The organism is Pseudobythopirellula maris (assembly GCF_007859945.1).
Lineage (GTDB): Bacteria > Planctomycetota > Planctomycetia > Pirellulales > Lacipirellulaceae > Pseudobythopirellula > Pseudobythopirellula maris.
Genome location: NZ_SJPQ01000003.1, coordinates 443,616 through 458,566 on the forward strand (window position 1 = coordinate 443,616; position 14,951 = coordinate 458,566).

Consider the following 14,951-nt stretch of genomic DNA (forward strand, 5'->3'; position numbering starts at 1 on the left):
CCGGCGTGACCATGCAGCGAAGCCGCTGCGGGGCAGGCGCCAAGACGCCCGGCTAGTCCGCCGCCAAGAACCCCGCCAGGGCGGACGGGTTGTCGGTGTTGATGAGCTGCATGCCCGCTTCGCGGAGCATGCCCCAAACGGCGGGGTCGTCAGGAGTCGCCCACGCACGGGCGAGCCGGCCCTTGGCGGCGGCTGCTTGGGCGAATTCGCTCAGCACCACCGGCATGCCGCCCGGCTCTTTGGCGGCGATTGGCAGGAGGTGGCCAGCGTTGACCGACACCATCGGCATCAGGTGCGCCGGGCGGTCGCTCTTGAGGTCGGCCGGGTAGCGGCCGTCGATCGCCGAGCGACGATCGGCGGCGGCCGTGATCGTTTCGACAGGCCGTTTTCCCGAGACCACCACGATCAGCGGCCCCTCGGTCACGACCGCCTCGCCCGAGGCGCTGGTCCGTACCCGTCGGCAGAGCCCGGGAAACTCGGCCAAGCGCCGCTCGAGCAGCTCCCACGAACGCTCGCCGTCGGCCTTGAAATCGATCAGCAGCACGACCGGCGAGCCGCTCTCACGCACCCGGCCGCGGAACGGCTGGCTGTCGTCGGCGCCGCCCAACCGCTCGAACGCTTCGAACAACGGCGCGAGGTACATCGACCGCAGCGTCTTGCCGGGGCGGGCGTCTTCGCGGTCGTGGGCGACGAGCAACTCGCCATCGACCGGGAACACGTCGGCCTCGATCCCCAAGGCGCCGGCGCGGAGGGCCGCCACGAGCGGCTCGGCCTGCGCGTAGTCGTTGTGCGAGTGGCCAAGGCTGCCGCGCACCGCCAGACCGCCCGCGGCGTCACTCGAGACCCGCGGCGTCTCGGCCCGAGCCGTGATCGCCCCAACGGCTAGCAATAGCAACGCGAGAGTCGAGCGGTGGAGCATATGATGCGCACGAGGTCGGGGGATAACGGATGAACGATGTCAGTACAACTTGGCGATCCCACCAACCGAGCTTGAACCACGAAGGCTCAGTCGCCCGTAACCCGCCGCTCGATCTCCTCGACCGCGTCGTCGAGCCTGATGCGCACCTGCTCGAGCGAGTCGCGGTCGCGGAGCGTGACGGTCTTGTCGTCCAAGGTCTGGCCATCCACCGTGATGCAGTACGGCGTGCCGACCTCGTCCTGGCGGCGGTAGCGGCGGCCGACCGCGCCCTTCTCGTCGTAGAACGCCGGGAACTTCTTCTTCAGCGCCCGGTACAGGTCCTTGGCCACCTCCGGCATGCCGTCCTTCTTGACCAGCGGGAAAACGGCCGCCTTGATCGGGGCGATCCGTGGGTGGAACTTCATCGACAAGCGGGTCTGCTCCTTGCCCTTGTCGTCGGGCGCCGTGTCCTCGGTGTAAGCCTCGCAGAGGATCGCGAGCGCCCCGCGGTCGGCGCCGGCGGAGGGCTCAATGACGTGCGGCGTGAACCGCTCGTTGGTGACCTCGTCGCGGTAGGTCAGGTCCTTGCCGCTGCCGCGGTGCAGCGGCTTGCCGTCCTCGCCGAGTTGCACGGTGAGCGGGCACGAGTTCGGGTCGAGCTTGCCCTCCATGTGGCTGCGGAGGTCGAAGTCGCCGCGGTGGGCGATCCCCTCCAGCTCGCCGTACTCGCCCTCCGGCAGGAACGGGAAGGCGTACTCGATGTCGGCCGTGCCGGTGCTGTAGTGGCTCAGCTCGTCGGCGTGGTGATCGCGGAGGATCAGCCGGTCGCCGGCCAGGCCCATCTCCTGCCACCACGCCATGCGGCGGTTGCGCCAGTACTCGTACCACTTGCGCGACTCGTCCGGGTGGCAGAAGAACTCGATCTCCATCTGCTCGAACTCGCGCGACCGGAACGTGAAGTTCCGCGGCGTGATCTCGTTCCTGAACGACTTGCCGACCTGGGCGATGCCGACCGGCACCCGCACGCGGGTCGAGTCGATCACGTTCTTGAAGTTGACGAAGATCCCCTGGGCGGTCTCGGGGCGGAGGAACGCGCGGCCCTCCTCGCCGGCCAGGGCGCCGATGGTCGTGGGGAACATCAGGTTGAAGTCGCGCGGCTCGGTCAGCGTGCCGAGGCCGGTGGCGTCGGGCCCCAAGGTCTTGTCGAAGTCGGCCACGTTAATCTTGTCGAGCGTCACGGCGGGCCCGTCCCAGGAGAGCTTGTCGGCGTCCTTCGCGCGGAGCTTGAAGTGCTTCATCGCGCGGCGTTCGATCTCCGACTCCGGCTCCTCACCGATCGACGTGACAAATATCTTGTCGTACTCTGCTCCTTTCACATCAAAGGTGGGTCCGGACAGTTGCTTAGGTGGTCCCTGACTTTTCTTTCCATCGCAACTAGCCCAGCGGCCGAGCACCTGATCGTAGCGGTAACGCTTCTTCGACTCGCGGCAGTCGACCATCTCGTCGACGAACAGGTCGTGGTGCCCCGAGTTCTTCCAGACCTGCGGGTGCATGATGATCGTGCAGTCGAGGCCGACCATCTCGTAGGGGCTCGGCGCCCCGGCGAGTGTGTCCAAGTCGTCGTGGGCGCTAACCATGTCGCGCCACCACGCGTCCTTCAGGTTGCGCTTGAGCTCCACGCCCAGCGGGCCGTAGTCCCAGAAGCCATTGAGGCCGCCGTAGATCTCGCTCGACTGAAACAAAAACCCTCGCCGACGGCAGAGGGAGACCAGCTTTTCCATTTCCATAGCGGCGCGAAGCGGGTTGGGGCTAAAGACAGACCGGAGTTGGGAAGCCGCGGATGGCTAGAAATCCCGAGAGTTGAGAGGTGAGAGGCCGGAGGTCAGAGCGGTACGAAGAAGAGCCTCGCTCTTTCATGCTTCTCAGACCTCCGGCCTCCGACCTCTCCCCTCTCTCGCAGCGAATCCCCGATTCTACTTCAACAGCCGCCAGCGTCCTACGGGGCCGCCAATCGGCTAAGCGAGCGTGATCCGGCCGCTCTTGGGGTCGAACCCGGGGACGACCGACAGCGTGTCGACCTGGGCGCAGTGGATCAGGTCGTCGTCGTGGCCCACTTTCAGCAGGTTCTTGCCGCCGGGCGTGTCGCGCAGCTCCACGGCCAGCTGCTCGCTCGCACTGCGGCCCAGCGCCCGGGCCGTGGTGAGCAGCTCCTGCCACTCGCGCAGCACCGCGTCGGCCGGCTCGCTCCGCTCACGCGGCTCGCCCTCCAACTCCTCGAGGCGGTGGGCGATGGCGCCGGCGGCTAGGCGGTCTTCGCGGCTCACGTGGGCGTTCGTTCCCGCGCACAGCAGGGCGACCGAGCCGGCGCCCTGCAAAGATTCGGCCAAGGCCGTCAGGTTCGCCACGCAGCCGACGGCCACCCGCTCGGCGAGCCGGGCGTGCTGCAAGGCGCGGGTGCCGTTGGTCGTGGTAAACAGCAGCCGGGCGCCGAAGACCCGCTCGGCGGTGTACTCGCTGGGCGAGTTGCCGAGGTGAAAGCCCTCGATCCGCTGGCAGCCGCGTTCGCCGGCGAGCATGAGGGGCGATTCGCTTTCGCCCGACAACTGCTCGGCGGCCCGCACCACGTCGCCCACCTCGAGATAGGGCCGCACCTCGGCCGCGCCGGCGGCCAGGGCCGTGGCGATCGTGGTCGACGCCCGCAGCAGGTCGATCACCACGACCACGGAGCCGACGAGGTCCTCCTCGCGGACGAACTGCGGCAGGTAGTGGGCTTCGAGCTTCTTGGGCATAGAAAATCACCATCAAGCGAAAATTGCCGAACGGCCTGGAGCCGCCGACGGGAGTCGTCGGTTCGTGCTGCGTGTTGGCCTGTCGGCCCTTTGGGCAAACCGCCGACTTCCGTCGGCGGCTGGGACGCGTTGAGCGCTGCGGGTAAGCTGTGGGGACGCGACGCGTTGGTCGAAACGGCCCTGCGCACTTTAATGGTATTGCCCGCCCCGCCAAGCCCCACGCCGATGCCAGCCGCCCCCGCCAACGCGCCGCACGCCCCCGCCCAGCCCGTCGACAAGTCGACCGAGCGGGTCCGGCAGATGTTCGGCGAGATCGCCCCGCGCTACGACCTGCTGAACCACCTGCTGTCGATGAACATCGACAAGCTGTGGCGGCGGTTCACCGTGCGAAAAGTGGCGCCGCAATTCGACGGCCCCGCCGGCGGCAAGCCGATCCTCGACCTCTGCACCGGCACGGGCGACCTGGCGCTCGCCTACGACCGTGCGGCAAAAGGAAAACTGCCGATCACCGCGGCCGACTTCTGCCCGGAGATGCTCGAGATCGGCCGCAAGAAGGGCTCCAAGAGCGACGCCAACGACCGGGTCACCTGGATCGAGGCCGACGCCGAGCGGCTGCCGTTCGAGGACAACACCTACCAGATCGTCAGCGTGGCGTTCGGCCTGCGGAACGTGGCCGACACCGACCAAGGCCTGCGGGAGATGACCCGCGTCTGCGCCTCGGGCGGCAAAATCGCCGTGCTGGAGTTCACCACCCCCCGCCGCCAGCCCCTCCGCGGCATGTACGGCTGGTACTTCCGCAACGTGCTGCCGCGGATCGGCCAGACCGTGATGCGCAACAACTCGGCGGCTTACGAGTACCTGCCGGCGAGCGTGGGGCAGTTCTACGAGTACGAGCAACTGACCGAGCGGATGGAAGCGGCCGGGCTGAAGAACGTCGCCTATTACCCGCTCACGTTCGGTGTGGCCACGCTGTACGTCGGTGAGAAGAATTAACCACTAAGGAACGAAGGAACAACGAACAGACGAAGAAAGCGCCCACGAATACCCGCGAAAAAATACGGATGAAACCGAAGCGTGCCTGTTCGCTTCCATTCGCGAGTATTCGTGGGCGCTTTCCTTCCGTCGTTCCTTCGTTCCTTCGTGGTTCACTTGAAAGAAGCACCCATCATCGTCGGCGTCACCGGAGCGAGCGGGGCGGTCTACGCCGTTCGCTTGCTCGATGTGCTGCTGCGCACGGGGCGTGAGGTCCACCTGGCGATCAGCCCCAGCGGCGCCGCGGTGATCGAGCAGGAGCTCGGCATCCGTGTCGACTTGGGCGCGTTCGAGCCCGAGCAGCTCGGGCTGATGACGGACAAGCCGCTCGAAGCGACGGTCCCGTTGCTAGCGGGCGCCCGGCCGGTAGCCGAGGCGGGCGTGGGGGCGCTGCGCTACTGCCACTACGGCGACTTCATGGCCCCGATGGCCAGCGGCTCGTTCTTGTCGGGAGGCATGGCGATCTGCCCCACCAGCGGCACGACGCTCAGCGCGATCGCCGCGGGCTCGTCGGGCAATCTGATTCAGCGGGCCGCCGAGGTGCAGCTCAAGGAGCGCCGGCCGCTGGTGCTGGTGCCTAGGGAAACGCCGCTCTCGCTCACCCACATTGAGAACCTTAAGAAGGCGACCGAGGCGGGGGCCGTCGTGCTGCCGGCGGCGCCCGGTTGGTATCACGGCGTGGAGCGGATCGCTGACCTCGTCGACTTCGTCGTCGCGCGGATCTGCGACCAGCTCGGTGTGCGAAACGCGCTGATCAACCGCTGGGGCGATGAATAACCAATGCGCCCTGAGCCCCACACGCAGTAAGGGGAGCGGTCGGCGCTACAATCAACTCCCCTTACTCCGTGCGGGGCTCCGCCCCCAACTGCCGACCAACCGCGCCGATGCTGCCAACGATCCGCCACCTGCTCACTCTCATCCGCTTCAGCCACACGCTGTTCGCGCTGCCGTTCGCGCTGCTGGCGATGCTGATGGCGGGCCGCAAGTTACGATTGGTATTCGCCAAAGGCATAGTCTATCCCGATCCCTCCAAGGACTGGCACGACTACGATTCCGCACTTCCCTACTGGAGCGCCCTTTGGAACGATTTTGGCTATTTCATGATCCAATGGGAGGAAGTCTACGGGGTCTTGCTGTGCATGGTATTCGCCCGCTCCACGGCGATGGCGTTCAACCGGATCGCTGACCGAAAGATTGACGCCGAGAACCCTCGAACCGCTGCCAGACATTTACCGGCCGGCGTGCTTTCTCTGCCACAAGTGAGCGTCTTTGCACTGCTCAGCGCCACCGGCTTTATCGCCAGCACCTTGCTGTTCTTGCCGAACTGGTTGCCGGCGGCGCTCTCCGTACCAGTGATACTGTGGCTGTGCGGCTACAGCTACGCGAAGCGCTTCACCTCGCTCGCGCAATTTTGGCTGGGGGCGGCGCTCGGCCTTTCGCCTGTGGCGGCGTGGATCGCCATCCGTGGCCAGGCAGTAATGGCCGACCCGTGGGACCTGCTCCCCGCCGCAATCCTCGGCGCCGCGGTGCTCACCTGGGTCGCGGGGTTCGACACGCTCTACGCCTGCCAAGACTACGAGCACGACAAGTCCGCCGGCCTGCGCAGCGTGCCGACGGCCCTCGGCGTGCCGGGCGCTTTGCGCCTGGCCGCGGTGCTGCACGCCCTCACGGTGGTGCTGCTGGCGCTCGTGCCGCTGGCCTTCCCCCCCTTCGGCATGATCTACTGGGGGGGCGTCGTGGCGATCGCCCTGCTGCTCGTCTACGAGCACCGGCTGGTCCGCCCTGACGACCTCAGCCGCGTGAACCTCGCGTTCTTTCATGTGAACGCCGTGGTGAGCCTCGGATTGTTGGTCATCGGAACTGTCGACTTACTGGTATAAGAAACACGCAAAGGCGCGAAGGCGCAGAGAGACTTCGACCAAAGTCCTTTGCGTCTTCGCGCCTTTGCGTGAGACATCAATCGTTTGAAGAACCGCACAGATGCTTAGAACTTCCTCCGAAATCCTGGCCCCCATCCGCGAAAAGGTCGAAGCCGGCGAGCGCCTGTCGTTCGACGACGGCCTCGTGCTCGAGTCGCCCGAGGCGCCGCTGCCCGAGGTGGGCGAGCTGGCCAACTTGGTGCGCGAGCGTAAGAACGGCAACGCCGGCTACTACAACATCAACACGCACCTGAACGCGACGAACATCTGCGTCTACCGCTGCTCGTTCTGCGCGTTCCGCAGTGACCTGCGCCAGGCCAAGGGCTACTGGATGCAGGACGACGCGATCCTCGAGCGCGGCCGTGAGGCGGTAGAGAACGGCTGCACCGAGATGCACATCGTCGGCGGCCTGCACCACCAGGCGAAGTACGACTGGTACCGCAAGGTGGTGAGCCTGCTGCACGACAACTACCCCGATCTGCACCTGAAGGCGTGGACGCCGGTCGAGATCGACTGGTTTGCGCGGCTCACCAAGAAGCCGATCAGCTGGGTGCTCGAGGACCAGCGCGAGGCGGGCCTCGGCAGCATGCCGGGCGGCGGGGCCGAGATCTTCCATCCCGAGATCCGCAGCAAGATCTGCGAGCACAAGGCCGACTCCGGCCGCTGGTTCGAGACCCACCGCACGGCCCACCAGCTGGGCCTGAGGACCAACTGCACGATGCTGTACGGCCACATCGAGCAGCCGCGGCACCGGATCGACCACCTCATCCGCCTGCGTGAGCAACAGGACGAGTCGCTGGCGGCTGGTTCGGACGGGTTCCAGACGTTCATCCCGCTCTCCTACCATCCGGAGAACAACAAGCTCGGCGAAGAGAACAACCTGCGCAAGCCGTCGGGGCTGATGGACCTGAGGCAGATGGCGGTCGCCCGGCTGATGCTCGACAACATCGACCACATCAAGGCGTACTGGATCATGCTGGGGATCGGCACGGCCCAGGTGGCGCTCTCCTACGGCGCCGACGACATCGACGGCACGGTGCGGCACGAGTTGATCTACCACGACGCCGGCGCCACGACGCCCGAGGTAATGGGCGTCAGCGAGATCGAGCGGATCATCCGCGAGGCGGGCCGCGAACCGATCGAACGCGACACGCTTTACCGCCGCGTGGAACGCAGCGGCGAGGGCTGGTCGGTCGGCGAGAAGATCACCGCCGAGGCGTGAGGCGGTAGAGCTGTTAGCTATTGGCTGCTGGCCGTTGGCCACGCGCTGCGACCTGTAGGGAACGCCCTCTGTGGCGTTCCGGCCCCGGGTACACGCCCGTCCGCCGGGGTTCGGAACGCCACAGAGGGCGTTCCGCACAGAATGTAGGCCCCACTCATAAAAAAACCCGCTGCCGGGCATCGCCCGGCAGCGGGTTTTTATTGGTACAGCTGATCCGGCGAGCTATCGGGCTCACGGGAAGCTGATGACGTTCTCCACGTCCTCGACATCGTCGAGGTTGTCCGAGGCGATCTTGATCACCACGTCGGTGCCGGCGCTGCCGTCGACGTCGATCTCGCAACGCTTGACGTTGAGGATGGCGATCAGGTCGAGGAAGAAACCGGCGTCTTCGGCGTCGATGTTCAGGTCGTCGCTCGGGCGCGAGGTGCCGGCGACTGTGAAGCCGTCGAGGATGAAACGCGTGCCGAAGCCCTGGAAGACCGTCGTCAGGGCGATGAAGCCCGAACCGACGATCTCAACGTCGTCGCCCTCGTCGTCGATCACGACGGCGGCCTGAGAAGCGGTCGTGGGGAGCGCCACCATGCCAACGGCCATGGTGAGCATAAGAGCTGCTCTAAGAATCATCGCGTCTCCTTCGGTAGATCAGGGGGAGAAACAGGCTGTTTGGTTAAAATGAAGATTCAAAAAAGCCTAGTCACGATAGGTGGTCTGGGTCTTTTGCCCGGAATATACCAACGCTTCGTGACCCCGCAACCCAGCAGAGACGAGAAACCAGGAAGTCCACGTAAGATGCGCCTAGCATTAGATTCGCTAATAGAAGTGCCCCCCCCACACCCCACACGAACACACTAAGTGCTGTTATCGCGATCGAGAGTGGCCCTCGCGCTGATGCGACCGTTTAGAAGATGCAGCTTCCGTGAAGCCGCTACGCCGCGGTGGCGGGCTCGAGTTTCGAGAGGTGATGCTCGGCGTGCAGCACCTGCAGGCCCTGCCAGGTTTCAACCGACAAGCCCGCGGCCAGTGGATTGGGCGGCAATTTGCCCGAGAAATCGCGCGCCTCGCGCATCAGGGCGATGCACGCCTCGATCCGCTCCGGGTCGTCCTCGGCATAGTCTTCCGGGATAAACTCGGCGGGCGCCTTGGCCCCGTTGGGCATCCAGTGCCGCCAAACCATGTACTCCACGAGCAGCCGCGCGATGCTCACCCGCAGGATCCAGGGCAACGGCTTCGTCCCGCCATGGAGCCCGGCGTGCATTGTCTTACGCAGGTGCTCGCAAACCTCGGTGAGGTTCCACTTCATCGTAGGAGTGTAGCCGCCGTCGCGCAGCCGCTCGATATCGGCGATGGCGTCGTCAAAAGTCGCAAACCTCAGTTGGCGTCGTGCGGGCATCGCGAGAGTGCTCCTGGTTCGAAAGGCGGGCTTGGCGGCGGACGTATTAGAACATGCATTCTATAACATTCCCTCAAGCCTACCACCAGAAGAGATGCGTGCGGCATATCGTCGCCCTTATGAACAACTAACGACCTCCATCGCCTGCTCGCCGCCCTCAGTCCCGAACAGGCGAGCCAATCCGCTTACGCCAAGCGGGGTAATCTTCCGCGAGCAATCCTTTGGCGTAAGAGCCGATCCAGGAGTAACCCACACGCCGCTCGTACTCGATCTCGGCGAGGGTATCCTTCACCACGCCGTCGCGACCGACGAACATCGGCTTGTTCGTGGCGATCTCGTAGAACCGCCCCCACAACGGGTCGCCATTGGGGTCGTCGACCACGATACGATCACGGCCACGCGACAACGAAGGGTCGTCGCGCCAGCGGACCGCCTTGCCGGTGATCTTCGCGCGCTCGAACCAATCAACGGCGCCCTCGATCGCGGCGATCACCTCGTCGGAGGGCTCCTCGACGTCCATCAGGTACTGCACGACCTCGACGCTCTCCATGCCGCTCAGCGAGGGGAGCTCGTAGGTCCGGGCGCCGGTGGGGGTTAAGTCGACCTCGTTGTGCTGTGCGCACCACACCGTGGGGCGGCCATCGACGCGCACCTGCATGCGAAGGATCGCCTCCAAGCCGCGCTCGACGGCCTGGCGGGCCTGGGCCTGCCTATCCGAGTCGACCGTGTCGAACGGCGCCGCCCCTTCGGCCACGTCGGTGAGCAGCCGCATCACGCCGATCATCGAGCCGTCGTTGAATGTGATCCGCCGCGTGTAGTTGTCCTGCAACGGGTGGATCATCGGCCAGCCGCCGTTGGGGTATTGCATCGCGTAGACGAAGTCGAGGCCGCGGTCGCGCGCCTCGCCGAAGCGCGTCTCGCCGGTGGCGGCAAAGATGTGCGAGAGCAGCCGGATCTGCGTGTAGGTGGCGCCGTTGTCGATCAGCGTCTCGCGGCGGCCGGCGTTGCGCCGCAACTCGGCGAGTTGCTCCTCGCTGTGCGGGACGGCCATGTCGACGTTCTTGCACCAGCCGCCGTTGGGGCTTTGGTAGGCGAGCACGTTGTCGCCGATCCGCTGCGCGTCGGCCCCGCCGTACCACTCGGCCGGCTGATCGAACACCCGCCACCAGCGCACGAGCTGCGTCTCTTGCGGGTCGGCGTGCTGGGCCTCGGCCCACGACGCATGACAAACGAGAAGCAACAGCAGGATGATCGGGCGGAGAAGAGTCACGTCAAAGTTCCGGGGGGGGTGAAAAAGAGCAATCAGCGATCAGCGCCCTCCCAACGTAACCGCAGACCGGGCCCCTTCCCATCGCGTACGGCCCCCGTTGTGCGAGACGGCACACCGAACTCCCTGGCCGACGGCCGCGCACCTCACCCTAAAGCGGCGGAATCTAATTCGGCTGGTCGCGTGGCGTGGGCGCCAGGCGGCCCGACATCAAGTCGAACAGCCGATCGCGGACCACGTCCACCGGCGCGGCGTAGCTCTCGGTGCGGCCGGAGCGGGCGAGGTTGAAGCCGACCACGCGGCCGTCGAGATCGACCAGCGGCCCGCCGCAGTCGATGGGACGCAGGACCGTGTCGTGCTGCATCGCGGTGGGGAAGCCGTGGCGCCGGCGGCTGAGTTTGCCGCCCATCTCGTTCTGCAGCTGGCTGCGGTTGTTCGGCCCGGGGGTGAAGCGTTCGCTGAGCGTGGCGTACACCACGAGCCGCCGCCCCTCACGCACCAGCGCCACGGCGATCTGGTCGCCCGGGTTGAAGCGTTGCACCTCGGAGCTGAGCTGCTCGTTGCTGGCGATCTCGACCCCCTCGATCGCAACGATCAGGTCGCCCGACTCGACCCCCGCCTCGTCGGCGCCGGTCCCCTTGTAAACCTCTACGATGCGGGCGCCGCTCTGACCGTCGCCGAGGTCCATCCGCACGCCGAGCACCCCGCGCTGATGACGGATCGGCCGCGGCGCTACGCTCACCACCCCCACCGCGACCGGCGCCCGACCCGAGCCGACCGTGGCGACCCAGTCGCCCGGCAACAGCTCGCTATCCGAACGGGACGAAACCGGAGAAGACAGGTCGAGCGTGTCGAGTCCCTTGGCGTCGATCTTGATGACGGCCAAGTCCCACTCGCGATCGACTCCCACCACACGGGCGTCGAGTTCACGCCCGTCGCGCAGCTTGCAGGTGAGCGGCCCGCTGAGCCGGCTCGCCTTGGTCAGCACCCAGCCGTCGGGCCCGACCACGCCGCCGAGCGCCACGCGGCGGCCGGAGCCGTAAACGCCTACCGTCGCCTTGGAGGCCTCGGCGACCGTCTCCTCGAACGCGGAGCGCACGTGCGGTCCGCTCGTGAGCCGCGACCTTGGGACCCACACTCGCTCGAGCGCGCCTTGGATCGCGTCACCCAAAGAGCCGAACGAGAGCGCGGGAGGAACGCCCTCTTCGGTGCCCTTCTCTTCGGTGCTCTCTTGTACTCCATCAACCTCTTCACCCGATGCCGCCCCGTCGTCGGCTGCTCCCTCGGGGGAGCCGTCTCCCGCGGGCTCGACGTCCTCGGACGGCTGCGTTGGCGCCGATTCCTCCGCAGCTTCGAGCGCCTCAGCTTCGGGCGACTCTGACTCGGCCGCCTCGACGGTTTGAGCCGGGCAACGCTCCACCGGAACCGCGACGAACGCGACCGCCATCGCAAACGCGGCGCACAGGGCCAGCAAGTTTTTCGTTCGAGAAGTAAGCGTCATGGATTCATCCCCAGGCGTCCTGACCCCGTGGCCCGCTCCAGGCGGGGTCCGCCCGGCATCTGGTCCGAAAGCTTGCCGAGCCACAGCTCGAACTTCAACTCCTCGCCGTTGCGCTCCACGACAATCGTCGTGCGGTCGTACGGCTCGCTGCGGTAGGCGATGGCCGCCAGCTCGGCGAAGTCGCGCACCCGCTCGCCGCCGAAACGAACAATCAGGTCGCCCGGCCGCACGCCGGCCCGCTCGGCCGGCTCGCCCGGGAAGACCTGCGTCACCCTGCAAGGCGTCGCCCGCGGGTCACCCGCCACGCCCAACAGCGGCGCCGAGTTGGCCAACTCGCTGGCCACGCTCTGGCCCCACAGCCGGCCCTCGGAGAGCCGCTCCCAGTCCTCCAAGAAGTCGCCCACCGCGACGTGGTAATTCCGCTCGACGCTCGGCCCGATGCGGCTGTGGATGCCAACAACCTGACCGCGCAGGTTCAGCAGCGGCCCGCCCGAGTCGCCGCCAACGAGCGTGACGTCGGTCACCACGGTGTCGTCTTCGAGCATCAGCACCCGGCCGAGCCGCACCGGCGGCGAGCGGCCCTCTTCAAAACCGTTCGGCTGCCCCAAGCCAACGACCCATTCGCCACACTCCAAGGACCCGCCCGGAGCGATCGGCATGAAGGGCCAACCGCCGTCGGGCGCCGGCGTGGTGATGCGCGCCATGCCGCTGTCGGCGTCGTGGTCGCAACCGTAGGAGAGGCCTTCGACACGTGACCCGTCGGCGAACAAAACCTCGATCGGCTGGTTCGGCTCGGACACCACGTGGCCGGCGGTGAGCACCAACCCGTCGGGCGAGACAATCACGCCGCTGCCGACCGAGTCGTCGAGCTCAATCGCCACTGTGGCCGCCACCGCGCGCGACACCACGCGGCGGACCTGCCGCTGGATCTGCCGCAAGTCGGCGACCGTGTCCGGGTAGGGCTTGGCCAAAACCTGCTCGAGTTGCGGAGGCAAGTCGAGGGCCAGATCGACCGCCGCCTCATCGGCCGCAGCAACGCCGGCAGGAGCGCCGACGATCGGGCCGAGAGCTCCGGCGGCTTGTTCAGCCGCGGGCTCCGCTGCGGCCTCGGCAGGCGGCGCAGCACGGCACGGCGCCGCGAGCGCCGCTGCAATCAGGGCGATCAGGGCAAAATGCCGGCTCGGGATTGATCGTGAGTACCTGTACATCCGATCTTGACAGTATACGGTTGTTTAGCATAATCCGGGTAAGGACCCGCGAGGGCGGCTCGCCCGTCAGGCCCGCCCAGACGTCAAGTCTGCCCAGAACCCGCAAACCTCAATTATAGGCTGCCGCTCCGATTTCGGATGCCCAAGAACACCCGGAAGTCTTCAGATCGGTTGGCTGATAGCGTTTTACATCCACTACGGACCGTCGTAACCCGTAGGCCGTCAGGCCCCAAGCGGCGGCCCCTTTCCCTTCACTCCCCCCAAAGCCAGGTCCGATGTCACTCGACCAGCTGACCAAGCGCCAACGCGAGGTGCTCGATTTTATCCAAGACAAGATCGAGAACCGCGGCTACGGCCCCACCGTGCGGGAGATCGGCGACCATTTTGGCATCGCCTCGCCCAACGGCGTGATGTGCCATCTCAAGGCGCTCGAGAAGAAGGGACTCATCACCCGCGAGCCCAACATGTCGCGGGCGATCCAGCTCACGGCCGAGGCCCAGAGCGAGAAGGGCCTGCCGCTGGTCGGTTCGATCGCGGCAGGCACACTGACCGAGGCGATCGAAGAGGCCGAGCGGTTCACGTTCGAGGATTGGTTTCCGACCAAGAAGAACCAGTTCGCCTTGCGGGTGAAGGGCGAGTCGATGATCGAGGCCCAGATCGCCGACGGCGACCTGGTGATCGTCCGCCGGACACGCACCGCCAACAAGGGCGACATCGTCGTCGCGATGACCGACGAGGGCGACGCGACGCTCAAATACTGGTTCCCCGAGGCGAATCGCGTTCGACTGCAACCGGCCAACTCGACCATGAAGCCGATCTACTGCCGCAACGTGCAGGTGCTGGGCGTCGTGACGGGCGTCGTGCGGCGCATCTGATCGAAGCCCCCTACCCTTCGTGGCCCGGCCTGCCATACAGCCACGCCATGTCGGGCCGCTCCGTGGCGTAGTAGTGGACCCATATGTACGCGTGGCTGAAGGCCGCGACGACGAGCGCCGCCGAAGAGTTGAAGCCGAGGGCGATCGCCCAGAACAGCAGAAACGCCACGGCGTACATGCCGTTGCTCGTGTAACGGAACACGCCCCGGCGGACGAGCGGCATGGTGCGGTAGCGCTCGTCGAAGTGGTCGGCGCCCGCCGCGCGGGCGAAGCCGAAGTAACGGGCCACGCTGTGCATCGTGTACACGCCGGGCATCGCGAGCAGCACGCCGGCCGTTGCCGCCAGGGCCGACGGCAAGCCCAGGCTGCCGCGGTCGATCCAGGCGAGCCAGAGCAGCGTGACGAACCGCCCGCCGAACAGCAGAAAGAACAAGGCCATGTACCCGCCGAAGCCGATCGTGCGGCTGACGGCCTTCGAGCCGAGTTCCGTTCGCCACGCGAGCCAGACGAACAGTTGGTGAGCGATCGGCATGGCGACAGCCGTTCCAAACGCTACGGGCGCCGGCCGGCCCAGCCACCCCCACCCCGCGGCCGTCAGCGCAAGCAGCGCAGCCAACGCCGCGAAGTGCAACGCTTGGCCCGCCATCAAGCCGGGCGGCGGTTCGTTCTCTGGCGCCATGCTCATCTTTCCAGCGAGTCGGCGGCGGGATGCTCGGCCGAACGGCTAAAAAAGTTGGCTCAAGAATTTCTTCCGTGTCTCTTCGCACTTTCTCGTGGCGACCAATCCGCGCCCATCCGTGTGATCCGTGGTGCGATCTAGAGCGGTTTACTCATTGGTGTAGCCGCAGCG

The 14,951-nt window shown here is 66.4% G+C and carries 14 protein-coding genes; 5 read left to right on the forward strand and 9 right to left on the reverse strand.

What is annotated here, in order from left to right; all coding sequences use genetic code 11:
• Positions 1–52 precede the first annotated feature (52 nt).
• From Mal64_RS14585 to Mal64_RS14595, 3 genes are all read right to left on the reverse strand, one after another.
• The gene (locus Mal64_RS14585) at positions 53–895 is read right to left on the reverse strand and encodes a hypothetical protein (RefSeq protein WP_197525785.1); all 843 of its coding nucleotides are present in this window, start codon (positions 893–895) and stop codon (positions 53–55) included.
• Between the two features lie 110 nt (positions 896–1,005).
• A complete protein-coding gene (locus tag Mal64_RS14590) occupies positions 1,006–2,679 on the reverse strand; it encodes a glycine--tRNA ligase (RefSeq protein WP_146402203.1) in 1,674 nt (557 codons plus the stop codon).
• A gap of 234 nt (positions 2,680–2,913) precedes the next feature.
• Positions 2,914–3,687, reverse strand: a complete 774-nt coding sequence (locus Mal64_RS14595; protein ID WP_146401528.1) for a 2-phosphosulfolactate phosphatase — start codon at positions 3,685–3,687, stop codon at positions 2,914–2,916.
• A gap of 225 nt (positions 3,688–3,912) precedes the next feature.
• Here Mal64_RS14595 and ubiE point away from each other — a divergent pair, with 225 nt between their 5' ends.
• From ubiE to mqnE, 4 genes are all read left to right on the forward strand, one after another.
• A complete protein-coding gene (gene ubiE, locus Mal64_RS14600) occupies positions 3,913–4,680 on the forward strand; it encodes a bifunctional demethylmenaquinone methyltransferase/2-methoxy-6-polyprenyl-1,4-benzoquinol methylase UbiE (protein WP_146401530.1) in 768 nt (255 codons plus the stop codon).
• A gap of 156 nt (positions 4,681–4,836) precedes the next feature.
• On the forward strand, positions 4,837–5,496 hold the full coding sequence (locus Mal64_RS14605) for a UbiX family flavin prenyltransferase (RefSeq protein WP_231993769.1): 660 nt from the start codon (positions 4,837–4,839) through the stop codon (positions 5,494–5,496).
• 107 nt (positions 5,497–5,603) lie between these two features.
• Positions 5,604–6,599, forward strand: coding sequence for a 4-hydroxybenzoate octaprenyltransferase (locus tag Mal64_RS14610; protein ID WP_146401537.1), 996 nt, complete (start codon positions 5,604–5,606; stop codon positions 6,597–6,599).
• A gap of 100 nt (positions 6,600–6,699) precedes the next feature.
• Positions 6,700–7,860, forward strand: a complete 1,161-nt coding sequence (gene mqnE / locus Mal64_RS14615; RefSeq protein WP_146401539.1) for an aminofutalosine synthase MqnE — start codon at positions 6,700–6,702, stop codon at positions 7,858–7,860.
• 231 nt (positions 7,861–8,091) lie between these two features.
• Here mqnE and Mal64_RS14620 read toward each other — a convergent pair whose 3' ends face one another.
• The 5 genes from Mal64_RS14620 to Mal64_RS14640 form a co-directional block, all read right to left on the reverse strand.
• A complete protein-coding gene (locus tag Mal64_RS14620; RefSeq protein ID WP_146401541.1) occupies positions 8,092–8,463 on the reverse strand; it encodes a hypothetical protein in 372 nt (123 codons plus the stop codon).
• A gap of 322 nt (positions 8,464–8,785) precedes the next feature.
• Positions 8,786–9,250 (reverse strand): DUF1569 domain-containing protein, encoded by a 465-nt coding sequence (locus Mal64_RS14625; RefSeq protein ID WP_146401543.1) that lies wholly within the window; start codon positions 9,248–9,250, stop codon positions 8,786–8,788.
• Between the two features lie 157 nt (positions 9,251–9,407).
• Positions 9,408–10,520, reverse strand: a complete 1,113-nt coding sequence (gene pelA / locus Mal64_RS14630) for a pectate lyase (protein ID WP_146401545.1) — start codon at positions 10,518–10,520, stop codon at positions 9,408–9,410.
• 163 nt (positions 10,521–10,683) lie between these two features.
• The gene (locus tag Mal64_RS14635; RefSeq protein ID WP_146401547.1) at positions 10,684–11,991 is read right to left on the reverse strand and encodes a S1C family serine protease; all 1,308 of its coding nucleotides are present in this window, start codon (positions 11,989–11,991) and stop codon (positions 10,684–10,686) included.
• A gap of 23 nt (positions 11,992–12,014) precedes the next feature.
• A complete protein-coding gene (locus tag Mal64_RS14640; RefSeq protein WP_146401549.1) occupies positions 12,015–13,226 on the reverse strand; it encodes a S1C family serine protease in 1,212 nt (403 codons plus the stop codon).
• Positions 13,227–13,501: 275 nt separating this feature from the next.
• On the opposite strand from Mal64_RS14640, the gene lexA reads away from it, so the two are divergent.
• The gene (gene lexA, locus Mal64_RS14645) at positions 13,502–14,101 is read left to right on the forward strand and encodes a transcriptional repressor LexA (protein ID WP_146401551.1); all 600 of its coding nucleotides are present in this window, start codon (positions 13,502–13,504) and stop codon (positions 14,099–14,101) included.
• Between the two features lie 10 nt (positions 14,102–14,111).
• On the opposite strand, the gene Mal64_RS14650 is transcribed toward lexA, so the two are convergent.
• Positions 14,112–14,780, reverse strand: a complete 669-nt coding sequence (locus tag Mal64_RS14650; RefSeq protein WP_197525786.1) for a methyltransferase — start codon at positions 14,778–14,780, stop codon at positions 14,112–14,114.
• Between the last annotated feature and the right edge of the window lie 171 nt (positions 14,781–14,951).